Raw genomic sequence first — 24,891 nt, forward strand, 5'->3', positions numbered from 1 at the left:
GGATTACAGGACCACGTGATGGCATTGCGCGATCAGTTCACGATACCAGTTTATCCATTGCCGCAGCGATGGTTTTTCATGGGCCGACGCCGCTTCAACGTCCGGCCCGATCACAATCAGCTTGGTCTTGGCGCGTGTGATGGACACGTTCAGCCGCTCGGGCTGGAAAAAGAATTCCGCCACCGCGCCGAGGAATACTTCATCGCCGGTGGCCAGCGACAGGATGATCAACTCCCGCTCCTGGCCTTGCATGCGCTCCACGGTATCGGCCACCACCTGCCGCGCCACGCCGTGGCCGAAACGCTGCACCAGGCAATTACGGATGGCCCTGCCCTGCGCGCGGTAGGGCGACACGATGCCGATGTCGGCCGGCGCCAGGCCGCCGGCAATGGCGGCCTCACAGATGTCCGTCACCAGCTTCGCTTCTTCCCAGTTTTTCATCCGGGCAGAACGGTCGGGGGTCCGGATAAACACGGATGAATGGACGCCGTCGAGCACGCCGGCGAAGCGGGCATCGACCACGTCAAGCTGAAAGCGCCGCTCACGGTTGCCCCCTGCCGCCCGCAGCGCGCCGCCATAGAAAGTCTTGCTGGGCCACGCGGTCAGCCAGCGGTTCATGCGGTACGTTTCTTCCAGCATCACCAGGTGTTCGGCATTGCGCGCCGTCAGCCGAGCAAACACCGAGTGGGTTTGCTTGTCCAATACTGAACGAGACAGCAGCACCGGCGGCAATTGCCGCTGGTCGCCGATGAAGATGAAGCGCCGCCCCTTGCGCATGGCCATCAGCGCCAGCGGGACCGTCACCTGGCTGGCCTCGTCGAACACGATGGTATCGAACGTATAGTTTTCCAGCCGCGTGGTACAGGTAGCGAACGGCGTCGCGCCCACCACGTAGCCATTAGTGGGCCGCTCTTTCCAGCCATCGAGGCTGTCGACATTGCGCACCCCGACGGCCAGGCCCCTGCGCTGCGTAGCGGCGCCCACTTTCACCACCGGCACGCCTTCGTCATGGATCTTGTTGAGCGCGTGGTTGATCGCCATGTGCGTGTGCGACGTGACGAGGATGCGCTCGCCGCGTTCCACCGCCAGGCGCGCAATCAGCGCCAGTACCCGGGTCTTGCCGGTCCCGGGTGGTCCCTGGATACAGGCGACATGGCGCGCGCCATGCGCCCAGCCGACCGCCTCCGCCTGCTTTTCATTGCATCCTTCCGCGCGCGCAATGCGGATGGCGTCATCCATATCCCGCTCATCGAACGCAATCGTCAACCCGTTCTGCAGCAGGGGCAACACGACTTGCCGGCCGATGTGGCTGGTTTCGATGTCGTCCAGCGCGGTTTCATAAAACGGCGTCAAGTCCATCGTATCGGGATCGGCATAGCAATAGCCGCCCTTGTACGCTTCCAGCGCCGCGCCCGCCCGGTTGCCGCGCAGCAGCCAGCGCTCGTCGTCCTCGAATTCAAACTGCAGGCGGCGGCTCAAGGCTTCCTGGCAATTGCCCTGATGCAGGCAAAGCAGGTCGCCTTCGCGGAAGCGCGATTCGCCGTCATCGGGATACGCCCACAGCGTGCCGGGCTCCTCGCCCCGCTCGATGTGCGAGAACCGCTGCGTCCAGCCCTTGGCGAGCTTTTCCGCCAGCGGGCGCTCCCAGACGTCCAGCAAGCGGTAAATGCCGGCATCCCGCTCGTCGTGGATCAGGGTCTTGAGTCCCGCCAGCAGTGATTCCGATGGCGACGTGGGTGGTATCAGCGTAGGCATAGCGCCGATTTTACAGGGGCCGTTGCATGGCAGGGCCGCCGCCCGCACCAAATTACGAAATCCACCAAATCCACTTATGTTTTTTTCGCACCGCAGTAGTTGGACTTGCCACGACGTGCCTGTCGTATAGCATCGCCGGATGCATACTCACACCCTATCCCCCCGCCCCCACCTGATCGATGCCGCGCGTGGTTTTACCATCGCCTCCCCGCTTGCCCGTTGCGCGCTGACCTCGCTGGCCGCGTTGACCCTGCTGTGCACGCCCGCAGCCCGCGCCCAGCAAGCCAACCCGGCCCCGGCCGAGCCAAGCATCACGATCCAGGGCCAGAAAAACCCGTCCGCCTGGTTCAAGGCGGAAAGCCAGCACTTCGTGGTCTACACCGACTCGTCCCGGCAAGACGTCGAGGATCTCTTGCGCAACATGGAGCGCCTGGACTTCCTGCTGCGCGTCTATACCAAGTCCTACTTCAAGGCCCGGGCGCACGAATCCAAGCTCACCCTGTATTACCACAACAAGGCGAACGACCTGGCCGACCACGCCGGCGGTGCGCCGGCCGACGCCATCGGCCTGTACAACAGTTGCAGCGCGGGCGTGCAGGCCGCCGGCGTGAAGCTGGACCCCATTGCCCGGATCGAGAATGCGCGGTTGGTCACGGCGCCCGCCAACGACACCCTGTCCTACCTGTTCGAAGGCTACGCCCGCCACTTCCTGTACCGCCACACCGATATCCGCGCGCCGCTGTCGTTCATCGAAGGCTTCGCGCAGTATTTTGCCAATGTCCGCTTCTCGGACGATCAGCTGGCGATCGGCAAGACGCCGCTCGACGTCGGGCGCTACCTGAACTTCATCGAGGATGGCCACCGCTACAGCTTGTCCTATGAGGACGTGCTCAACGATAACGACAGCCAGAGCCAGAATTACGCCGGCACGGCGGGCGTCAAGCTGGAGTTCGCGTCGCGCTCGTGGCTGCTGACCCACTTCATGCTGTCCACGGAAGAGAACCGCACCAAACTGGCGCGCTATCTCAACCTGGCCAACCGCGACATGTCCGCCGCCAAGGCCTTCGAAACGGCCTACGGCATCAAGACGGACCAGCTCGGCGAAATGCTGTGGCGCTATCGCCTCAGCTCCGTCAAGGTGATGCAGGTGGAGGTGCCCACCCTGCCCGCCGCCCAGATCGCATTTACCAGCCTGCCCGACTCGGTGAGCAGCTATGTGATGATGGATGCCAGGCTGAAAACCTGCCCCGGCCGCGCCGTCGGCGAATCCCTGTTGCGCAAGATGAGCGCGCCGGCCGGCGGCGCCCCCAACCACCCGCTGGCACGCATGGCCCTCAGCCGCGCCCAGATCGACTGGGGCAATCCGCAGGACGCCATCCCCTACCTGAGCAAGCTCGCCGGCGACGGCAAGGGCAATCCCGAAGCGCTTTATCTGCTGGGCCTCGCGCACCTGCGCACCGCAAACCAGCAGCAAGGCGCCGCCAGGGCCGGCACGCTGGATATTGCCCGCCGCCACCTGGTCGACGCCGTCAATGCCGATCCGGCATCGGCCGAAGCGGCTTATGCGCTGCTCCGCACCGAACTCGATTCCGGGGAGGCGCTGACTGAAACGGCCATGACGGCCGCGCAACTGGCCTGGACCAACGGGCGCGAAGTCAATGAATACGCGCGCACCGCCGCCCTGATGTACGCATTTGGCGGCAACAGCGCCATGTCGCGCCAGGCCCTCAGCATGCTGGCCCACAACCGGCGCGACCCCGCCATGGCCGCCTGGGCCACCCGGTGGCAGGCGCGCCTGGCGGCCGGAGTGCACCGCGACGAACTGCTGGCCGAGTTGCGCCGCGTCCCTGCCGACGAACCGGCATCGAAGGAATGGACGATAGACAACGACAGCGTCATGCGGGCCGTCGTCAGCGGCGCAGGGGTCGAAAGCGCGCGCCACTACCTGCAAGGCCAGCCGCAAAACTTCGACACGCCGGAAAAAAACATCAACAACACGCCATTTACCCGCTGACGACATGCCGCGGCCATGCGGCATGAGCGAAGGGCCGTCATTGGCGGTCCGTTGCGTCAAGTTGCACGACCAGCTTGCCGTTCGCCCGATGGCTCTCCATCAGCGCGTGCGCCTCCCGGATTTGCCCGAAATCGAAAGTACAGGCAGGACGCCCGCGCAATTGGCCGTTGGCCATGGCATCGACGATGTCCTGGTAAGGAATGGCATCCATGCCATGGCCCGGGCCGCCGAAATTGAAACTGCCAAAGAAACTGAGTTGCACCGTGGAGGGCATGTCGGCCAGAGGATTGAAACCATCCAGTGGCGCAAGGCCGGCAAGGAATCCCGCCAGGCACACGCGGCCGCCCGGCACGGCAAGGCGCAGCGAATCGCGCAAGCTGCTGTTGCCCAGCACATCCAGCACCGCATCGAACTGGCCCGCCTCGGCGGCGCTCAGCGATGTCCCGGCAACGATCACGCGCCCGGCGCCCAGCGCTTCCAGTTCGGCAATGTGCCCCGCCGAACGCGTGGTGCCCGTGGCGTGGGCGCCGAGGAAGCGGGCCAGGTCGAGCGCGGCGCGGCCCAGCGACGAGTTCGCGCCGCGCACCAGCACGCGCTGGCCCGGCTGCAGTTGCAAACACTGTTTCAGGCAACTCCAGGCGACGCCATACGATTCCGGCACGATGGCCAGTTGCGTCCACGGCAGGCGGGTCTCGACCGGCACCACGTTCGCCTGCGGCACGGCGACAAATTCCGCATAGCTGCCCGCGATGGTGCGGCCCATGCCTCCCATGGCGGCCAGCACGGTTTGACCCGGCGCCAGCCGCCCGTCCGGGTCGTCGGCCACGGTGCCGACGCACTCGATCCCGCTGACGGGCGCCACGCTTCCCCATTCGCCGCGCCTCATGTAGAGTTCGGCGTGGTTCAGGCCAAACGCGCGCACCTGGATCAGGATGTGTCCCGGCGCCGGCGCCGGCCGTGGCAACGTCTGTTCAATGAGGACTTCGGGACCGCCGAATTGCTGTCGTACGATGGCGCGCATGGTGTACTCCGGTTGTGAGTTGAGAGACCCGCAGCTTAGTTCGGCCAGGCGTCCACGGATATTGGCCATTTCGAACCATCCTGTTTCAAAAACCTGAACATGTCCCGTACACCCAGCCTGCACCAGCTTGAATGCTTCCTCGCCCTGGCGGATGAAGGCAGCTATGCGGCCGCCGCGCAGCGCCTGCACAAGTCGCACACGGCGGTCTTCGCCACCATCCGCAACCTCGAAGAAACGGTCGGCGTGGCGCTGCTGGACCGTGGCGGCTACCGCGTTACCCTGACGCCAGCCGGCGAATCTTTCCGTGAAGAGGCGGACCGCGTGGTGCGCTCCCATGCGGCGTTGGCACGGCACGCGCTGCAGTTGCGCAGCGGCGCCGAAGCCGAACTACGCATTGCGCTGGGCGACTTGTGCCCGCTGGACAGCACGCTGGCGCGCTTCACGGGCTTCTTCCGCGACGAACCGCAGACGCGCCCGGTGTTCCGCAGCGAAGTGCTGGCCGCACCGTGGGCATCGCTGCTGCGCGGGGAAGCCGATCTCGCCATCCACCACATCGACCAGCCGCGCCCGGAGCTGGAAGCATGGCACCTGTTCGACGTGCGTGTGATCCCGGTCGCCGCACCGGGCTTGCTGCCGTTCGCGCCGCATCGGCAATTGCAGCCGGCAGACTTGCGGTCCCTGCGCCAGTGCATCCTGCGCGACGGGGCGCTGGACTGGCCCGCACCTTCGTATCATGTGCTCGATGGCGCGCCGCAAGTGAGCGTGGGCGACCAGGCGACCAAGCGCGAAGTGTTATTGCAAGGGTTGGCCTGGGGGCATATGCCGGAGCATCTGGTCCAGGCCGACCTGGAAGCGGGACGCCTGCTGCCGCTGACGGGCGAACATTTGCGCGGCGCCACCCTGCCCCATTATGCGCTGCGGCTGCGCGAGGTGAAGCATGGGCCGGTGGCGCAGCGGTTGTGGCGGCGATTGCAGGGTTGACGCCGAAGCAGCGCTCCGCATCGGCATCGCGCCGGTGGCGATATCGTTATCCGATATAATTGCCCGTCAATTTTGGGGAGGATTGGGTGGGTGCGTCGATTCGTCAGGTGACCTGGTTGGCCACGCGCGGCAGATTGCTGCGGCTGGCACTGCTTGGCCTGGCCTGTGCGGCACCGCCGCCGGCGTTGCCGGCAGCGGCCCCGGAGTCCTCCCTGCAAGTGCTGCATTGGTGGACTTCCGCCGGCGAGCGGCGCGCGGCCCGGGTGCTGGCCAGCCGCCTGGGCGACGAAGGCATCGAGTGGAAGGACAATGCCGTGCCCGGCGGCGCCGGCCTCGGCGCCGGCAAGGTGCTCAAGAGCCGGGTCCTGGCGGGCGACTCGCCCGGCGCCACGCAGATCATCGGCGTCTCGGTCGGCGAATGGGCCGCACTGGGCCTGCTGCGCGAGTTCGACAGCGTCGCCGCCGCCGGCAACTGGAGCCGGGTGCTGTTCCCCACGGTCTACGCGCTGGTGCAGCACCAGGGCCATATAGTCGCCGCGCCGCTCGGCATCCACCGCATCAATACCCTGCTCTACAACCGCAAGCTGTTCGCCCGCCTGCAACTGGCGCCGCCCGCCAATTGGAACGAATTCGAGCAAGCGGCCCGCAAGCTGCGCGCGGCCGGCGTGGCGCCGCTGGTGCAAAGCAGCGAACCTTGGCAGGTCGCCACGCTATTCGAGAACCTGCTGCTGGCCGAGGGCGGTCCGGAATACTACCGCGACCTGTTCGTCCGCCTGAACCCGCAGGCCGCCGCCGACAAGCGCCTGCCGGACACCCTGTCGCGCCTGCGCGCCATGAAAGCCTGGATGCAGGCGCCGCTGGAAGAACAATCGTGGACCGATACGGTGCGCCGCTTCGCGCGCCGCGAGGCGGCCATGCTGGTGATGGGTGACTGGGCCAAGGCCGAACTGAATGAATGGGGCCACGCCACCGACGATGAATTCTCCTGCGCCCCCATGCCAGGCACCGCCCGGCTGCACCTGTACAGCGTCGACACGCTGGCCATGCTGGGCTCGGACAGCAGCCGCATGACGGCGCAGGAAAAGCTGGCAAAGCTGGTCGTCACGCCCGCCGTGCAGCAGCAGTTCAATGCGGCGAAAGGCGCGGTGCCGGTGCGGCGCGATGCCGACACCGCCGGCATGGACAGCTGCGCCCGCGATTCCTGGATGACCTTCGCCAGCGGCGCGGCGGCCCAGGTGCCCAGCCTGGTGCACCGCATGGCGGCGGACGAGGAAAGCCGCGACGCGATCATCGCGGAAGTACACCGCTATTTCATGAACGACAGCATCACCGAAGCCGACGTGCAGCGCCGCCTGGCGACGGTGCTGCGCGCGCTGAACCTGCGCCGGCGCAAATGACCGGCCACCACGAGGAAAGAGCATGGCACGCAAGATCCTGATTGTCGACGATGACCAGAAAACCCGGATGCTGCTCAAGACGTACCTGGAAAAGAACCAGTACGAAGTGATCCTGTCGCACAACGGCGAAAGCTTCCTGTCCGAGCTGCACCTGCAGGCGGGCCAGCTGTCGCTGGTGATCCTCGATGTGATGCTGCCCGATACGGACGGCTTCGCACTGTGCCGCATCGTGCGCCAGCAATCGAACGTGCCCATCATCATGCTGACCGCCAGTTCGGACGAGACCGACCGTGTGGTGGGGTTGGAACTGGGCGCCGACGATTACATCGCCAAACCCTACAGCCCGCGCGAACTGCTGGCCCGCATCAAGGCCATCCTGCGCCGCGTGGCGGTGGAACCGGCTGCCGCGCCGCGCTACTACCGCTTCAACGGTTTCACGCTCGATGCGCTGGAACGCAAGGTGGTCGACAGCGACGGCCAGCCCCTTGCGCTGACGGGGCTGGATTTCCAGCTGTTGAAATACTTCGTCGACCATCCGGGCGATATCCTCGACCGCAGCGTCCTGTGCGAGGAAACCCGCGGCCGCGACGCCGGCCCGCTGGACCGCTCGCTCGACGTGCAGATCAGCCGCCTGCGCCTGCGCCTGAATGACGACGGCAAGCAACCCATGCTGATCAAGACCGTGCGCGGCGCCGGCTATGTGTTTTCCGCGGACGTGAGCGTCTCGCATGTCTGACATGCCTGCGCGGCGGCGCTGGTGGACGCGCTGGTGGCCCCAGTCCCTGCTGGGCCGGCTGTCGCTGGTGATGGTGGCGGGCTTGCTGGTCACGCAGGTGGCGGGCAGCGCCATCTGGGCCACGCAATTGCGCGCCAGGGCCGATGCGGACGCCAGGTCCGCCGCCCAGTACCTGGGCCAGGGCGCGGCCAGCTCGATCCGCTTCTTCCGCAGCCTGCCGCCCAGCTACCGCAGCCTGCTGATCCAGCAATTGCGCGAAATGGGCGGCACGCGCTTCTTCGTCAACCTGAACCGCGCCTATGTGCCGGTGCCGCCGATCGCGCCCAACGCGCTGGCCGACACCGCGCTCGCCACGGTGGACGCCACCTTGCGCAAGGACTTGCAGCACGACCAGTTCCGCCTGGCCTTCGCCTGGCCCGAGCGGCTGGCCGTTTCGCCGGATGGCGTGCACCTGGGCGAATTGCCGGAAAACTGGGTGCGCCATATCCTGCTGCCCAAGCCGGATCCGGCGCCGATCCTCGTGATCCAGACCGAGCTGGAGCCTGGCAACTGGCTGTACATGGCGACGCTGATGCCCAATCCCTACTTCCTCAGCAATAACGACCCGCTGTCCTCGGACCGGCTGGTGTTGCAGGGCTTGTCGCTGGCCGCCGTGCTGCTGCTGTCGATCCTGGTGGTGCGGACCATCACGCGCCCGCTGGCCGCGCTGTCCGATGCGGCCGAAGCGTTCGGCAAGGACGAACACACGCCCGCCTTGCCCGTCACGGGCAGCCGCGAGTTCGTCAACACCGCGCGCGCCTTTGCCGCCATGCGCGACCGCATCGCGCGCTACATCGAAGACCGCGAACGCCTGTTCATCTCGATCTCGCACGACCTGCGCACCCCCATCACCCGCCTCAAGCTGCGCGCCGAACTGCTGGACGACGAGAGCCTGCGCAATGAGTTCGAGGAAGACCTGGACGAACTGGACATGATGGTCAAGGGCGCGCTGCAATGCGTGAAGGACAGCGACATCCATGAAAACCCGACCGACATCCGCCTCGACAGCCTGATCAAGCGGCTGGTGCGCAGCGCCGAGCTGGCCGGCCACAGCGTGGCCTTCGACGGCACGAGCGTGGTCGTGCGCGGCAAGCCGCTGGCCCTGAAACGCGCCATCGGCAACCTGCTCGACAACGCGCTGTTCTATGGCGAGCGCGCCGAGATCAGCGTGCGCGAGGTGGACGGCTGGGTGGAGATCGCTGTGCGCGACCACGGCCCCGGCGTGCCCGACGACGCGTTTCCCAGCCTGTTCGAGCCCTACGTGCGCCTGGCCCACGGCCGCGAGCGCAATGACGGGGGCATGGGGCTGGGGCTGGGCATCGCGCGCGGCGTCATCGAAAGCCATGGCGGCAAGCTGCTGCTGGCCAACCATCCCGACGGCGGACTCAATTCCGTGATCCGCCTGCCCGCCTGACGCGTGAATGACACACACGTGGTCACCCCCGTGTTATTTACGCATGCGTTTTGTAATGTTTTGTAAGCCTGCCTGACCTGCCGTTACACGGCCGGCGGCGGCTTGGCGGGCGTACTGTAAATATACGTAAGCAAGCCGCTCTCCTCCCCACGCCATTTCCCAACAAAATCAACAGGTTACGATATTCAAGCCGTGGCAGGCGGCGTGCTGGTGTCACACGGCGCCCCGGTGCTAGCATGAATTTATCGGCAACATTTACTACCGTTCACACTCCCCCTTGGTGTGTGATTTTGTCCGGCGCCATGCTGGCGGCGCCGGTCTTTTTTGGCCGAACGATGCCGGCATTGATAACAATATTTAAGGGAAATCGCATGTCTGAGTCACTGATTCGCAAGAAACACCTGCCCCAACTGATCGCCATGATGCTGGGTACCCTTGCCGTACCGGGCCACGCGGCCGGCCAAACCGACGCCCCAGCCGCCGATGGCGGCACTGTCGTGGAAGTGCGCGGCATCCGCGAAACGCTGAAGCGCAACCTGGCGGAAAAGCGCGACGCGATGAACATCGTCGACAGCGTGACGGCGGAAGACCTGGGCAAGTTCCCGGACAAGAACGTGGCCGATTCCCTGCAGCGCGTGCCCGGCATCTCGGTCGACCGCACGTGGGGCGAAGGACGCGACATCTTCGTGCGCGGCACCGATAAAAACCTGAACATGACCCAGCTGAATGGCCAGTCGGTGGCGTCGGCATACTGGTGGAAAAACGATTCGCAAAGCCGGGGCTTTAACTATGACATCCTGCCGTCCGAACTGGTGGGCAGCCTGGACGTCTACAAGAGCCCTTCGGCCGACCTGGATGAAGGCAGCATCGGCGGCCTGGTGATCGTCAAGACCCGCAAGCCCCTGCAATTCAAGCAGCCACTCACGGCGCAGTTCTCGGCCGAAGCCACGTACAGCGAACTGCCGCGCAAGACCGACCCGCAATTGTCTGGCCTGGTGGCATGGAAAAACGATGCGAAAACCTTCGGCGTGCTGGCCGCGCTGAGCCGCCAGCAGCGCACCATGCGCCGCGACGGCCTGGAGAACTTCACCGACGCCACCAAGTACAACATCGTCGACCAGAATGGCGCGAGCACGCCGAACGCCTACGCATCCTGGGGCGGCGGCTCGGCCATCTTCCGCCAGGACCGCGAACGCACCACCGGCAACGTGACGCTGCAACTGCGCCCCACGCCCGAATCCGACATCTCGCTGAACTACCTGAATTCGTCCATGGACATGGACAACAACAACCAGAACTACCTGTGGCAGGCGGGCGGCCTGGCGGACGCCAATGGCGTGCTGCGCGTCACCAATCCGCGCTTCATCACCACCTCCGACGGCACCAAGGCGCTGGTTGGCGGGACAGTGGGCCCGACCACGGGCGTGTCGTTCGAGCCGATCTACCGCGAAGCCTACATCAAGTCCAAAGTGCTGGACCTGGAAGGCACCTACGACGGCGACAACTGGAAACTGCATGCGCAGGCCGGCACCACGTCTGGTGCGGGCGGCAGCCGCCACGACCGCAATTTCTGGTTCACCGGGAATACCCGCGCCACCATCAACCTGGCGCCGGATACCTATGAAGTCTCGTACCTCGACATGAGCCCGCTCGATCCCACCAAGCTCACGCTGCAGGGCGCGCGCGACTGGATCCGCCGCATGGAGAGCAAGGAAAACTATGGCCAGGCCGACCTCACGCTGGACTTGAACAATCCGTTCATCAAGAACGTGAAACTGGGCGCCAAGCTGCGCGACAATACCGTGCAAAACCACCGCACCATCGGCACCGTCGGACCGGGCAGCGCGGGCTGGCAATCGTTCTCGCTGGCCGACCTGTCGACCGGTCCGTCGCCGATGCTGAGCCAGGAAGCCGCCACCAAGGGTTCGCTGACGCAATACGCGTGGGTCGACGACAACCTGGCCTTCAGCAAGGGTTTCCCGATGTACGACAAGGGCATGGTGTATGCGGAAGCGAAAGGCGAGTACTACCGCATCAAGGAGCGGATCTCGGCGCTGTACGGCAAGGCCGAATTCGCCTATGACAAATTGCGCGGCGACTTCGGCCTGCGCTATGTGCGCACCCGCCAGACGTCGCAGGCGAACCAGGACTTGAGCGGCACCGGCACCTACACGCTGGGCAGCGTGGAACGCAACTATGACGACTTCCTGCCGAACCTGAACTTCGTCTATGAATTGCGGCGTGACTTGCTGGTGCGCGGCGCGGTGTCCCGCGTGATGGCGCGCAATACCTTCAGCGACCTGAGCGCCAGCACGGAAGTCAGCGGCACGACCAACGCGGCCACGGCCGGCAACCCGCTGCTCAATCCGTACCACGCCAACCAGGCCGAGATCGGCGCGGAATGGTACTTCGCCGAAGCGTCCCTGCTGTCGACCACGCTGTTCACCAAGCGGCTGGACACCTTCATCTATACGTCCACCGCCGTGGAAAACGTGGCCGGCGTATCGCGCCCGGTCACCCGTCCGCACAATGCCGACAACGGCGCCACCATCAAGGGCCTGGAAGTGCAGTGGCAGCAGGCGTTCGGCAACGGCTTCGGCGCCATCCTCAACTACACGTACACCGACGCCGTCGCCGGTTCCGTGCCCGGTGGCCGCAAGCTGAACGTGGTCGGCAATTCCCGCAACCAGCTCAACGCCAGCGGCTACTACGAGCGCAACGGCTACAGCCTGCGCCTGTCCTACAACTACCGCTCCAAGTCGTACGGCGGACTGGATGAAGGCGGCCAGGACGTGACCAGCGCCTACGGCCAGTGGGATGCCACGGCAAACTGGGACATCACGCCGAAGTACAGCGTGTACGCATCGGCCGTCAATATCGGCAACGCCGTGATCCGCACCAACACGACGGACGGCCTGCCGGTCGGCGTCTATGAGAATGGCGCGCGCTACAGCGTTGGTTTCCGCGCGAAGTTCTGAGACGATGACGATGAAGAACCAAGCAATGGCACACGGTGCGCGGCCGGGCGCGGCCAGGGATGTGGTGGTGGCGATGGCTTTTATCGGCCTGCTGTTCTTCATCCTCGGCTTCGTCACCTGGCTGAACGGCTCGCTGATCCCCTTCCTGAAAATTGTTTGCGGCCTTAACAATTTTCAGGCCCTGTGGGTCACCTTCGCGTTCTACATCGCCTATACCGTGATGGCTCTGCCCGCGGCCTCCGTGCTGCGCCGCACCGGCTACCGCAAGGGCATGGCGCTGGGGCTGGGCGTGATGGCCGCCGGTGCGCTGCTGTTCATCCCGGCGGCGATCACTACGTGGTACGGGCTGTTCATGCTGGCCCTGTTCACGCTGGCCAGCGGAATGACGCTGATGCAGACGGCAATCAATCCCTATATTGTCTGCATCGGCGCACGCGACAGCGCCGCCATGCGCATCAGCGTGATGGGACTGCTGAACAAGGCGGCCGGCGTGATCGTGCCCTTGGTGTTCTCCGGCCTGATGCTGTCCGGCATCGGGCATTTTTCGGACGCCGAACTGGCCGCGCTGACGCCGGCGGCGCGCGACGCGCTGCGCGCCGAATTGTCCATGCGGCTGGTGTTGCCGTATGCGGCGATGGCCGGCTGCCTGCTGCTGGTGATGCTGCTGGTGCGTTTTTCGCCGCTGCAGGAAATCGCCGGCGAGCAGGCGGAAAAACCGGTGGAACGCTTCGGCATCCTGCGCTTTCCGCAACTGGTGCTGGGCGCGCTGTCACTGTTCGCCTACGTTGGCGTGGAAGTGATCGCGGGCGACACCATCGGCTTGTATGGGCGTAACCTCGGCGTGGAAAAATTCGGCATCCTCACCTCGTACACGATGAGCTTCATGGTGCTGGGCTATATCGTGGGCGTACTGGCGATACCCAAGTTCCTGTCGCAAAAGGAAGCGTTGCTGCTGTCCGCCATCAGCGGGATCGGTTTCACGGCCGGCGTCGCGCTCAGTTCACCGGCCAGCACCGGCATCGCGCAAGTGCTGGTGACCTGGGCCGGCGTGCCCGCGGTACCCGACACGGTGATGTTCCTCGCCATGCTGGGCTTTGCCAACGCGCTGGTGTGGCCGGCCATCTGGCCGCTGGCGCTGGAGGGGCTGGGCAAATACACGGCCAGCGGTTCCGCGCTGCTCATCATGGGTATCGCGGGCGGCGCCCTGCTGCCAATGCTGTACGGCCACCTGTCCGACAACCGTGGTCCGCAGTCCGCCTATTGGGTCATGCTGCCCTGCTACCTGCTGATCCTGTTCTATGCGGTGAAGGGCCACCGGCTCCGCTCGTGGCGCATCGTCCCCTGAGTGAGACAGGCCCGATGCTTGCGCATCGGGCCTGTCGTATTCCGGCCGGACCGATGCGGCCCGAGCGCCCGGCATTATTCGGCCTTGCTCACCATGACAGACATGTCGAACCCTTCGAAGCGGCCGGCCTTTTGCTCGCCAGCCCGGATGCGCGATGGCTGCCCCAGTTTGGCGACCAGGCGTGGCGCCGAGGAGAGTCTACCCGCGCAGACCGACCTGGCGCTGACCTGGTAAAAATCCGTGCCCGGTGTCGGCATCACGCGGAACTCATAGTCGCAGCGCTCGCTCCCCTCCCCGGAGGAAAAGGTGGCCGTATTGTCGCCGACACCGACGCCCTTCATGGCGATGGATTGCTCGCTGCTGTCATTCACCTTGAGCTGGATGTTAACGTCGACGCGGTCCGCCGCCGGCGCTGCCGCCGGGACAGCGCCGCCCGCCGTGGCAGCCGGCGCGGCGCGCGCTGCGCCTGCCGCTGAAGCCAGCACCGGCGCCACCTCGGCTTTCTTCGGCGCAGGCGCCGGCTTGACGCCAGGCGTCGCTGCCGCCTGGGGCGCAGCGACAGGCTTGGCGGCAACCGGCGCCTCGGCCTGCGCCCCCAACGCCCACGCCGCGCCGCAACTCGCAGCGATACCGACAGCCAGCGTCCATTGACCGGCGATGCGAACGTGCTTCCCAACAGGTGGCCTTGCGATGCTCATAATGCGTCCTTTTAACGGGTGGGTGGATTGCCATGTGCAGGCAAATGCTTGCCCGCTGCTGGCCAACTGCGTCTTAAAGATGGCGTCCGCATAGCTGCGGCGGGCGCCGGGGAAATCATCGAGGACAGCCGCGTCGCAGGCCAGCTCCTGGTCCAGGCGGAAGCACCGCACCGCGACATGCGCCAGCGGGTGAAACCAGAACAGCGCCAGCAACGTGCCGGCAACGACGTTTGACAGCGCATCGCCGCGGCGCGCGTGCACGCGCTCATGCGCAAGGATCAGTTCCTGCTCCTGCGCGGTGTAGCGCAATTCAAAATCATGGGGCACCACTATTTTCGGCCGCAGCACGCCAACCAGCGCCGGCCCGGACCTGTCACTGGCGGCGCGATAGACCCCATCCACGGGCGTCGCATGCAGTTCGCCCATGCCGCGCACGAAGCGGCGATGTTGCATGGCCATGGCTCCCGCCACCAGCACGGCGCCGGCCAGCCAAACCGCCAGCAGCGGGACAACGGGAATGCGCGGCGCACCAGGCGCCGCAACGATGACAATCGCTTCCCTGACCATGGCGGGCGCGGAGAACTGCGCCGGACTGATCAGCGCCTCCTGCTGCGGGCGCGGAAGCAAGCCGGCAACCAGCATCATTGGCACCAGCAGCCAGCATGCGTAAGAAACGCCGGCGCCAAACACCCGGCGCAGCACCGGCCGCATGGCAAGCACCAGCAGCGTCGCCGCCGCCAGCGCAGCGGACAGCAAGGCCAGCACGTGGAATGCGTCGTCCATCAGGATTCCATCTCGTCGATGATACGGCGCAACTCGGCGATATCGCGCTTGCTCAACTTGCGTTGCTTGCTGAAGTGGGCCACCAATGGCGCGACGCGCCCGCCAAACAGGCGTTCGAGCATGCTGGAACTCTCTTGCGTCAACCAGGCTTCGCGCTCCAGCGTGGGGCTGTACAGGTAGCGGCGGCCATCCTGCGTCGCGCTGACGGCGCCCTTCTTCAGCAGGCGGCCAATCAGGGTCTTGATGGTGGCGTCCTGCCAGTCGCGCTCACGGCGCAAGACCGCCACGATATCGTCGGCCGCCAGCGGGTGACGCGACCACAAGACTTCCATGACGGCGGATTCGGCTTCGCTGATTGAAATGGCTTCCATGGCACATATCGGTTACACGTGTAATTGATTGGATGATTACAGGTGTAATTGGAAATGTCAACTGCGGAATCCGAACGCAGGAACGGCAACTTCGACACCGCTACATTTGCCAAAACGCGATATATGACAAAATACCGTTTTCACTCAACGAACACTGTCAGCGTACCTATGCAACCACCAAGCTTCAGCGATAAATTTTCAGACAACCTGTCCCTGCTTCCCGCCATGGATGCGGTTGCCGCAATTGAACTCGTCGACCAATCCGGCACGCCGGTGGCAAAAATCGAAAATAAACCGGGCCAGGCGGGATCGCTTCGCGTCTACTGCTGGCTTGCCGAAACGCTGGGCGCGATCACTCCGGAAGCGGCGGAAGTCGGCCTGAAGATTTATGCCGAACATACGCAGGATGCCCGCGACAATCCGGGCAAGCATCCCAATATCGACCGGCTGTTCAGCATTAAAACGGCGGAGCAAACCCTGCGGGTGAAAGGACTGTAAGCGCAGCCGTGGCAGCCGGCTGTGGTCCGGCTGCTCCCTTTCAGGCCTCAATCTTCTCTTAACTCACCATATGCAACAGGCCTAGCGTCATACCAATCCACATGAACGTGGATGGCAGCTTGGTCATTCCCTTGATCAAGGTACGCTCAGCGGCCTTACGCTCCGCTAACACGTCAGCCTTGCCGATGCCATGCAAAAAATGGGTTTCGGGCGCGCTCTCCGCCACCAGAATCAGCAGCCAGCTGCCAATGCAGGCAATCGCTACACAGCTCATTTGCACAATCCAGCCATTGGGGAGGTTTCGCGCAGCCAGCAGCAGGATGGCGCAAACGGACATGAATACCATCACCAGCGACTTATTTGCCTGACGGTGCTCCGGTCGGGAAAGTCGGCATGCACCCAGCATCAACGCCCACACAGCCAGCAAGCAGCCTGTGGCAAGCGTCCAATATTTACCATCCCACCGCGACGCCGTGCCGGCCACGCCACCTTTGGGTTTATAGCGCAAAGTCAGCCCTACCATGTCGTCGGCGGTTTCAAGGTTGGCGGCATAGTTACGTACCGCGTCCGGCGGCACCTCGCCCGCCAGCGCGCGATAATGATCCGTCAATACATAGGTCGCCCGCGCACCTCCACCCTCGGTCGTGTGCTGGAATTCGAACGCAGGATCCTTGACCTTGCCGCTGGATGGCGTCACTTTCCAATCGCTGTCCAGTTTTACTTCCGTCACTTCCCGGATCCAGTCAGGGAAGTCGACCCGCAGTGGCGCTGTGCGGATCAGTGTTTCCGGCTGCCGCAGGCGCGAGCGGATTTCTGCAGACCGCACGTACGCCAGGCGCCGACCATCCTTCTCCGCCCCGAAGAAGCCGCTAATGGCATAGGATTCGGTCGTCACCAATTCGTTGCTTACTGGATCGTCCTCTACCTTCAATGGCGCAGCGACCTTAATCCCAGGGTAGCGCTTCGCGTAGAAATTCAGGTAGTCGGATTGCGTCTCCGCCTGGCCATTCGCGGCAATGCTGGAGCGAAGCCGTTCCGCCACTTCGGCGCGGTGCGTCGTCCGGATCGTATAACGAACCGGCTGGTCAACCCCTGCCGTGGCGTCGAAAACGGAATGCACGTCAGTCCGCATCTGGGCAGACAGTTTGGGTGTCATTGAAATCAATGCGGTCTGGCCTGACGCCAGGACCAGCGCCGGGCCGTAGTCGGCTTGCACCAGATGGGCAAGATCGCCACTCTGCGGCGAGCGTGTCGGATCCAGCCAATACTTCGCGCCATTCACATTGACACGCACCAGCGCATGGTTAAACACCAGCGGTGACGGCGGCAAGCTTTCGATCAGGCGGCCGCGCCGTGTGTTGGCCAACGCCACGTCCGCGGTGACGCCCAGCGCGCGAAGCATGGAAACCATCAGGAGCGCCTTGTCCTTGCAATCGCCAAAGCGGCGCTGGAAAACCACGTCGGGAGAATTCGGCACGTATGAGCCCTGGCCCACTTCAATGCCGAGATAGCGGATATCGCGCTGCACCAGTTGTAGGACAGCCTGCACGCGCTCGGCCGGCGAGGCCGCCACCTGCCGGATACGGTCGATGGCCAGGGCCAATGCCGGCCCTGCCTGTGGAGGCGGCTGGTAAAGCGGCGCTCCCCAGTCGACCACGGCTTTCCAGTCCGGGAACTCGGTCCAATGTGCAGCCGCATAGGGATCGTAATGACCAGGAGTCTGGTCATCGATCTTGATCGGAGCAACATTACGCTGCTCCCATCGATAATCACGGTAGCCTTTCGCCTCCGTCAATTGCGGCTGGATTGACGAATTGCGCGTCGTTACCGTGATATTGCGGGTCGCTGGCACCAACAACCGGGCAAAGGTATGGGCCACGGGTACGCTCCATTGCATGCCGCTGCCGCCGGCCACCTGATTTTTGAACGCGGGATTCAAGCCGCTGCGGCTGTACGCATATTCAACGATATCGCCGATGCGCACGTCGTCCAGCACGACATGGACGGTTTTACTCCCGTCATAGATGCGGTATTCCAGCTCGGTTTCGCGCTGCAGTACGCTGATGCGGGCGCTGCGCAACTTGTCGATGAGCTGGCCATCACGCACAATGTTGATGGCATGAATAACCAGCTTTTCGCTCGATGGGTCGAAAACGAAGGAAATGTCCGCCACCTGTTGTACCCCCCGGCTGTCCAGCGCTTTGCCCGCGAAATGGTGATAGGTGGTCTTGCCTGCAGTTTCTACACGCGTCTGGACATCGCTTAGCAGGGCCCATTCCCCATTTACGACCTTTTCCGGCGGCGGCAAATCGGCGGCAGGCTTGATTGGAACGACCCAGTCGGGCGCCACTCCTACCCGGTAATCCGCGGCGCCCGCTGGCAACACGATTGTCGCCCAAGAGATTAACGCCAGCACCACATACCGCATTACGCCGCCACTGGCGGCCCGGGAAAGATCTTTCCGCATAAATCCCATCTTCTGGTTGACGGCGCCAAGGCACTTCAGTGCCAAACGCAAAAAGGCCGCATCTTTCGATGCGGCCTTGAATTCTGGCTCCCCGACCTGGACTCGAACCAGGGACCTGCGGATTAACAGAACGGGGCTCTGAGCGCATGGTAAGCGGAAAGTTGATGATTTGCAACGAGTTCTTGGGGCCATGCTACGACCGCTGCCAGACACCGACCTTATACCGAAACCCTATGGCATCTGCCGGCGCCGTCCCTGCTAAAAGTCGAATCGGGTCAAGGGCTTACCTTAGCGGGCACCGAACAGGGACCGAAGAGTCTTCTCGGGAGAAAGTTATAGACTATTTTGCATCAGCCTTCTATATCACAATTAAATCAATACTTACTTGTGGTGCTATTGGCTGGCCAGACCTTTCGAGCAACCAAGATAGGATTGCCACCTATTTTCGCTAGTTGTACCTGAATCAGGGAATTTTTAGGCCCAAAGAATTCCTCTGCATCAATCCATATAGCTTACTTTTATAAAGAAATGGGGCACTAATCAAATTCGCGAGTTTTTGACAAAATAATTTTCTATTCTTGCTTATCCAGCCAAAACCATCAGGCACAGCAGGAATTTCCAAATTTTTCATATCTAAAATAACCATAACCTCTACCGATTCACCATCAAACCAGATGATGAAACATGCATCTATTCCTCAATTTGACCGAGCAGATCCGAGAGAGATGTTAGACCGGGGATTACTCACAAAATCAGTCCATTGGAGCTATGAAAAAGAGTGGCACCTAATTGGGCACCAAAAAGGTTTCGGCTCAGTTGAATTCAGACCAGAGAACCTTACAGGGCTTATTTTTGGAGCGATGACACCGCCAGCCACAATCCAGAAGGCTCAAACTATGCTTTCCAAGCGGGCTTTGCCATTACCGTTGTTTCAGGCGAAAGTAAGTAGAACCGCTTTCGCAGTCTCTATCGAAACAATGAAATAGCATTCGAATATTGCTGAGTAGCCAAATCCAGTGCAGAATCGCCCCCTACTAGCCCCAGTCCCGCATAGTGGGCCCAGGTGCCACGCGGAAGCCCTCCCATACCCTCGGGATGCCCCGCCCCAACGGCCTCCCAGCGGCCCAATAAACCGGCCCTAAAAAGCAAAAAACCCACCCGGGTAAGGGCTGGGTTCTAGGCTTGCTGCGTATTCTGGCTCCCCGACCTGGACTCGAACCAGGGACCTGCGGAATAACAGGTCGCCACTCGAACAGTCTGCAAGGAATTGATAAATAATGGGTTTTTAGAAATCCGTGGTAATCACTTCGTCTATCTCAAAATCACATCTTTCGGATTACGTTCTAACTGAAATGCCGGGATTGATGAAGCCGAGAACGTTGCTATTGAGCCTTCTTTCTCTCTCAGCTACGGCACCACCGTTTGCGTCTGAACCTTTCGCCCCTTCAGGACTGGTATTGAATTCAACAGTCTTCAGTTTTTCTCCGCTAATACTCTTCAAAATTCCAATGTGATGATCGGACTTATTCCACTTGAACACCACTAGCCAGCCCGGCATAGGATTTGCCTTACCGCTAACTACATTAGTTACAGGGACCCACCGCCCATGAACAGAAGCGACGGTAACCATGTTCGCAACGCCGGGGCAAGGATAAAAGTGATGGTGATCAATATCTCCGAGGCATTGAATGACATCTGCGTAAGTAGCGTCCTTTACTCGAGTCTTGGCATACACTCTGGCAGCGACGTAGCCGATTCCGGCGGCGCAGAAAGCGTATGGATGACCTTTCGAATCCGCAAAGCCTAAGCCAAAGACCTCGAGCATATCAGCAATCCCGTCTCGATTTTTTTGGCGATTAAAACCTATATATCTTGACGCTTCCTCCAGCAAAAGCTCGCCGAAGTCTTTCAGTTTGGGCAAATAGTCCGCTTTCGTATCCTTAATGTTGGATGCCACTTTACTGGAATTAAAGCTGACGTATTCCCGTGGTCCGCTAGGATCGCCTCGCTGATACTCTCTAACGTCGTCTATCATAATATTCTGAGCACGCAGGATAAATGGCGATCCAGCAAGCGCTGCACCTGCAAAAGTAAGAATGGACCTGCGCTGTAAATTCATGACATCCTCCTATGACTTCGACTCAAGACTTCGGCAACTATTGATGCTATCAATCTCAATTTCTGATAATGGCTTCAGGTTTTGCTTGAAAGATCTCGTGATCGGATCAATCCCGTTGGCCGTCGATAGAACCTCAATTCGACCTTGTTTTGCTTGAGCGTTATTATATGGAGCAATTCGCGCGATAGGTACCCCATCGCGTATCAGAGCGCGAGCGAGAGCTTTGATTGCATTTGGAGGTGTTGTTGGGCCGCAAGCCAAACCATTCGTGACGAGAGAGTCGGGCAATTCGGGCGGTCGTGCGATATAGTCCACGCCTAGTTTGTTCATTGCATTTACTACCCGAAGATCATCCGAAGTCTTTCGATAATAGTAAACTTGAGTTTTTGGGTATATGGCGCGGAATGTACCGCTTTCAGAAATTCGTGTCTGTTGAGCAGCTTCTTCTCGAGAGGGCACGATGATGGTTTCTTTTATTGAAGATGCCCCCACAATCTCATCAGATTTTGTCTTGGTTAGAAAAACCATGTCCCCGTCCGGAGTTGGATAGTCGGCGTACACGGGAACCTGATTGGATCGCTTCGGCAGTTCAAAAAATAACCAATTTGCAAGCTGCCTGAAAGTAATGAAAGTACTTGCACGATCATAAGCCGCAGCTCCGCTTAATCCGGAAACGAACATATCGGCAAAGGTCCCATCGCCAGCCACACGCTGATTTTTCTGGCCGGAGGCAAGGATTTGATATACAGGTTTTTTTAGCTGCTCCACTGCCAAACGCGTAGGTGATGCTGCAGATTTGGTCTGTAATATGGCTCCGGAATAGCAACTATCTAGCACAAGCAATGTGTGCAATGCTCGACTTATGACGTGCAAATCCCGTAGTGTTGTCACAGAAAGCATACGGGCGAATTGTGGTTGTGACGTAGGTCCTGGTAATGCAGCATCGGAACCAACAAGATAAGTTACCCCATTGGGGTCGGTCCATCCGTGACCAGTTACATAAACAATCGTTCGAGTTTCGTGGCCGGTATCTTTCGCAACAAACTCTTGGATACGCGGAAGGATATCTCTGCCATCGAGATTTTCAGCAATAGCAACTTCATCAAATCCTTGAGTAGTCAGTGCGTCTTTAATCTTCTTCAAGTCGGCCGGCACGTGCGTTAATTCGTTCCAGCCGAGCCCAAATTTGCTCTGGCCTATTAACAGCGCTCGACTGTAGTTATAAAGACGTACTTTGTTATTGGTTTGCGTGGCTAGCCATAACTCACTTGCATGTGAGCTGCTGACAAGATTGCTGAATAAAAGCAATGCTACGCCAAGTATTCTGGCCGATCTCGATTTACTGAAAGTCGATCGCATAAGGCTATCCCCCACTATTGCTTAAGCACGACATGCTTGTAGGACTATAATCATGCCCCCACTCCGATCGAAGTTATCACTCTCGCAATCTTTAACATGTTCGGGCGACTTCTCGAATACTACTAAGCTCGATCTGCACCACCCGATATTCGCCAGAGCAAACAACATCGTGCTAATTGGCTTAGTAGGCGCAATCCACTCTTGTTATCGAAGGAGCGCTTCTATAGCATCGAACAATTGTATTGCATTTTTGACAGTGCGTGATCATAAATCGCCTCGAATTTACTGGGAAGCAGCGCTTTTGCTTCAACATAATTCGCTACATCGCGTCGCGCTTGTGATACTGCCGGGCATCTAGAAAAATCTACTTTTGAAACTTGACTGAGTTGCAAGCTTTCGATTCGTAAGAAACTGGTTCAGAAAGTGGAGGGGGTCTCAAGGCGTCCTGCATTCCTAATTGAGCATCGCTGGTGTCGCGCGGACGCCTCCGCAATGTCATGCCCTCGGGATGCCTCCCCCCCCCCCCGCAACATCTTCTTAGCGTCCGATAAACTGGCCAAAAAAAGCAAAAAACCCAACCGGGTCAGGGCTGGGTTTTGGGTCTGCTGCGTATTCTGGCTCCCCGACCGGGACTCGAACCAGGGACCTGAGGATTAACAGTCCATCGCACTCCAGGCTGAGCGATCACCGAAACGCGACAAACAACCAGGATGATAGTCGTGCGACCCCGCCCCAATCCTGCCTCTTCGCGCATTTTGCCCTACACAACAAGCCAAGTTAAAATTGCAAAAATAGCAACCAGACCAACCACCATTCCATGACTTCCCCCACCCTGCTCTCGGTATCCAACACGCACGACACGCTGAACCTTTCCGGCAATATTGTTCTCACGTTCGATATGCCTATTGCGGCCGGGGAAGGCACAGTTCGTATCGACCTGTTCGGCAGTCCGCTGTTCATTGAAGACATCGGCGTCAGCCGGTATGTGACAATTTCCGGCAATACCCTGACCATCAATCCGCCGCAAGACCTCGCCTATGGCAGCAATTACCAGTTATATCTGTTTCATGGTGTCGTGACCAACGCGCAAACCGGCGAACCGCTGAAGGCAACTGAGCACTTCTTTACCACCGGAGCCAGTCCCCATCCGTTGCAATTGACGGGAACCAGCGGCGACGACCATTTGATCGGTTCCGCCTGGGACGATGTCCTGTCAGGAGGAGACGGCCGCGACGACCTGCGCGGTGGCAACGGCAACGATCGCCTGGACGGCGGCGCCGGCAATGATTACATCAATGATTCCGGGGGCAACAACACGCTGCTGGGCGGCGACGGCAACGACAGCTTGTCAGCCGCCGGCTTCGACGAGTCCGACGTTAACCTGCTCGATGGCGGGATGGGCGACGACTGGCTGGATGCATCCCACGGTATCAGCACTCAGCTCGGCGGTGCCGGGGACGACAACCTGACCATCTGGGGCGGCAGCGGCACGCTGGACGGCGGCGATGGCAACGACTTCATTGCCGCCAACAGGATCAATGCCGTCACGACCGCCCATGGCGGTGCCGGCAGCGACAGGTTCCAGATCGCCCCCGACCTGTCGGCGCCACTCGTCATTTCCGATTTCGCGACAGGCGCAGGCGGCGATGTCATCGACCCTTACGTGCAACTCTATTTCCCGGCAATGCCGAACGTGGGTGAAGTGACCAATGTTGTTCCGCCGGCGAATTTCCTGTACACCACCGGCCACGTATCCTGGCGGCAGGATGGCGCGGATGCGGTGCTGCAAGTCGACCGCGATGGCGAAGCAGGCCAGGTGTTCCAGTTGCAAACTATCGCCATCCTGCGCAACACGCAGACTACGGCGCTCACAGCCGACAATTTGGCGTACGGCGTAACAGCCTGGCAAGGACAGCGGGGAATCACGCTCACGGGCAGCGCTGGCGCCGACCAGCTGACGGGCGGCATCTACAATGACGCATTGTACGGCAGCTATGGCAATGACAAGGTTGATGGCCTGGCCGGCGACGATTTCATCGAGGGTGGCGACGGCGACGATCGTCTGGCCGGACAGGGCGGCAACGATGCGCTGTATGGCGGCGACGGCAATGACATGCTGGAAGGAGGCGCAGGAAACGACTGGATTGATGGCGATAACGGCATGTGGGCACAGGACAGCGGAAGATTGGACAGCGTCTATTACGACACACCCTTTGCCAAGGTCCGGCTCACGCATGAGCGTTTTTCGGCCCCGGAATACTGGACAGTCCAGGACACCACAGGCGCACTGGGAACCGATACGCTGACACACGTCGAGCGGCTGATCTTTACCGATCAATGCTGGGCGCTTGACGTCGGGCTCTTCGGCTATGCCGGGCAGGTTTACCGCTTGTACCAAGCCGCCTTTGATCGGCAGCCCGATATCGCCGGCCTCAGTTACTGGCTGAACAAAGTGGATAAGGGCCTCGACACCCTCATGGTGGCCGACAGTTTCACCCGCTCCGATGAATTCCGTCAGGTGTTTGGCGCAACCCCATCCAATACAGAGCTGGTCAACCGCCTGTACCACAATATTTTGCACCGGGAGCCGGATGCGCAAGGCAAGGCATACTGGATCGATGTACTGGACAAGAAGCAAGTCACCACGGCAGAGGCCCTGTTTTACTTCAGCGCCAGCCCGGAAAATTATCAAAATGTCGCCAAGATCATCGGGGATGGCTTTGCCTATGAAGTAAGCCCATCCTGAGTTTGCGCGCAAAGCAAAAAGCCCAGCCGGTGAAGGCTGGGCTTTTCTGTATTCTGGCTCCCCGACCTGGACTCGAACCAGGGACCTGCGGATTAACAGTCCGTCGCTCTACCGACTGAGCTATCAGGGAAAGGAGGCCGAATTATAGCGACCTGTTCCGGATTTGCAAA

General features: G+C 61.2%; 17 protein-coding genes and 1 tRNA gene. 10 read left to right on the forward strand and 8 right to left on the reverse strand.

What is annotated here, in order from left to right:
- Positions 1-3: 3 nt before the first annotated feature.
- A complete protein-coding gene (locus tag GJ700_RS30590; RefSeq protein WP_154381227.1) occupies positions 4-1,755 on the reverse strand; it encodes a DEAD/DEAH box helicase in 1,752 nt (583 codons plus the stop codon).
- A 139-nt stretch (positions 1,756-1,894) separates the two neighbouring features.
- On the opposite strand from GJ700_RS30590, the gene GJ700_RS30595 reads away from it, so the two are divergent.
- Positions 1,895-3,769: a tetratricopeptide repeat protein gene (locus GJ700_RS30595; RefSeq protein ID WP_154381229.1), complete on the forward strand. Its 1,875-nt coding sequence runs from the start codon at positions 1,895-1,897 to the stop codon at positions 3,767-3,769.
- 37 nt (positions 3,770-3,806) lie between these two features.
- On the opposite strand, the gene GJ700_RS30600 is transcribed toward GJ700_RS30595, so the two are convergent.
- Positions 3,807-4,790 carry a zinc-binding dehydrogenase gene (locus GJ700_RS30600; protein ID WP_154381231.1) on the reverse strand — a complete coding sequence of 328 codons (984 nt, stop codon included), beginning with the start codon at positions 4,788-4,790 and terminating at the stop codon, positions 3,807-3,809.
- A 99-nt stretch (positions 4,791-4,889) separates the two neighbouring features.
- Between GJ700_RS30600 and GJ700_RS30605 the strand changes: the two genes are divergently transcribed.
- The 6 genes from GJ700_RS30605 (at position 4,890) to GJ700_RS30630 (ending at position 13,680) form a co-directional block, all read left to right on the forward strand.
- Entirely contained in the window at positions 4,890-5,771 is an 882-nt protein-coding gene (locus tag GJ700_RS30605) for a LysR family transcriptional regulator (protein ID WP_154381233.1), read from the forward strand.
- 86 nt (positions 5,772-5,857) lie between these two features.
- Positions 5,858-7,168, forward strand: a complete 1,311-nt coding sequence (locus GJ700_RS30610) for an ABC transporter substrate-binding protein (RefSeq protein ID WP_371868209.1) — start codon at positions 5,858-5,860, stop codon at positions 7,166-7,168.
- A 22-nt stretch (positions 7,169-7,190) separates the two neighbouring features.
- Positions 7,191-7,904, forward strand: a complete 714-nt coding sequence (locus GJ700_RS30615) for a response regulator (protein WP_154381237.1) — start codon at positions 7,191-7,193, stop codon at positions 7,902-7,904.
- The gene (locus GJ700_RS30620) at positions 7,897-9,357 is read left to right on the forward strand and encodes an ATP-binding protein (RefSeq protein ID WP_154381239.1); all 1,461 of its coding nucleotides are present in this window, start codon (positions 7,897-7,899) and stop codon (positions 9,355-9,357) included. The genes GJ700_RS30615 and GJ700_RS30620 overlap by 8 nt, the downstream gene beginning before the upstream one ends.
- Positions 9,358-9,728: 371 nt before the next feature.
- A complete protein-coding gene (locus GJ700_RS30625) occupies positions 9,729-12,335 on the forward strand; it encodes a TonB-dependent receptor (RefSeq protein ID WP_154381241.1) in 2,607 nt (868 codons plus the stop codon).
- A 10-nt stretch (positions 12,336-12,345) separates the two neighbouring features.
- Complete coding sequence (locus GJ700_RS30630) at positions 12,346-13,680, forward strand: sugar MFS transporter (RefSeq protein WP_229507334.1); 1,335 nt, start codon at positions 12,346-12,348, stop codon at positions 13,678-13,680.
- 74 nt (positions 13,681-13,754) lie between these two features.
- Here the strand turns inward: GJ700_RS30630 and GJ700_RS30635 are convergent, their stop codons facing one another.
- Together GJ700_RS30635 and GJ700_RS30640 are read right to left on the reverse strand one after the other, a co-directional pair.
- On the reverse strand, positions 13,755-15,161 hold the full coding sequence (locus tag GJ700_RS30635; protein ID WP_154381243.1) for a M56 family metallopeptidase: 1,407 nt from the start codon (positions 15,159-15,161) through the stop codon (positions 13,755-13,757).
- On the reverse strand, positions 15,161-15,532 hold the full coding sequence (locus GJ700_RS30640) for a BlaI/MecI/CopY family transcriptional regulator (RefSeq protein ID WP_154381245.1): 372 nt from the start codon (positions 15,530-15,532) through the stop codon (positions 15,161-15,163). Before GJ700_RS30640 ends, GJ700_RS30635 begins: the two co-directional genes overlap by 1 nt.
- A 168-nt stretch (positions 15,533-15,700) precedes the next feature.
- On the opposite strand from GJ700_RS30640, the gene GJ700_RS30645 reads away from it, so the two are divergent.
- Positions 15,701-16,030: a DUF2322 family protein gene (locus GJ700_RS30645; RefSeq protein WP_154381326.1), complete on the forward strand. Its 330-nt coding sequence runs from the start codon at positions 15,701-15,703 to the stop codon at positions 16,028-16,030.
- A 58-nt stretch (positions 16,031-16,088) separates the two neighbouring features.
- On the opposite strand, the gene GJ700_RS30650 is transcribed toward GJ700_RS30645, so the two are convergent.
- Positions 16,089-18,548 carry a DUF3857 domain-containing transglutaminase family protein gene (locus GJ700_RS30650; RefSeq protein ID WP_195764059.1) on the reverse strand — a complete coding sequence of 820 codons (2,460 nt, stop codon included), beginning with the start codon at positions 18,546-18,548 and terminating at the stop codon, positions 16,089-16,091.
- 623 nt (positions 18,549-19,171) lie between these two features.
- Between GJ700_RS30650 and GJ700_RS30655 the strand changes: the two genes are divergently transcribed.
- Positions 19,172-19,483, forward strand: coding sequence for a hypothetical protein (locus GJ700_RS30655; protein WP_154381249.1), 312 nt, complete (start codon positions 19,172-19,174; stop codon positions 19,481-19,483).
- A 350-nt stretch (positions 19,484-19,833) separates the two neighbouring features.
- On the opposite strand, the gene GJ700_RS30660 is transcribed toward GJ700_RS30655, so the two are convergent.
- Positions 19,834-20,616: a hypothetical protein gene (locus GJ700_RS30660; protein WP_154381251.1), complete on the reverse strand. Its 783-nt coding sequence runs from the start codon at positions 20,614-20,616 to the stop codon at positions 19,834-19,836.
- 9 nt (positions 20,617-20,625) lie between these two features.
- Positions 20,626-21,975: a caspase family protein gene (locus GJ700_RS30665; protein ID WP_154381253.1), complete on the reverse strand. Its 1,350-nt coding sequence runs from the start codon at positions 21,973-21,975 to the stop codon at positions 20,626-20,628.
- 817 nt (positions 21,976-22,792) lie between these two features.
- Between GJ700_RS30665 and GJ700_RS36165 the strand changes: the two genes are divergently transcribed.
- Positions 22,793-24,721: a DUF4214 domain-containing protein gene (locus GJ700_RS36165; RefSeq protein ID WP_154381255.1), complete on the forward strand. Its 1,929-nt coding sequence runs from the start codon at positions 22,793-22,795 to the stop codon at positions 24,719-24,721.
- A 54-nt stretch (positions 24,722-24,775) separates the two neighbouring features.
- Here GJ700_RS36165 and GJ700_RS30675 read toward each other — a convergent pair.
- Positions 24,776-24,851, reverse strand: a tRNA-Asn gene (locus tag GJ700_RS30675).
- Between the last annotated feature and the right edge of the window lie 40 nt (positions 24,852-24,891).

The sequence above is a fragment of the Pseudoduganella rivuli genome (genome assembly GCF_009674485.1).
In the GTDB taxonomy this organism is placed as follows: Bacteria; Pseudomonadota; Gammaproteobacteria; order Burkholderiales; family Burkholderiaceae_D; genus Rugamonas; species Rugamonas rivuli_B.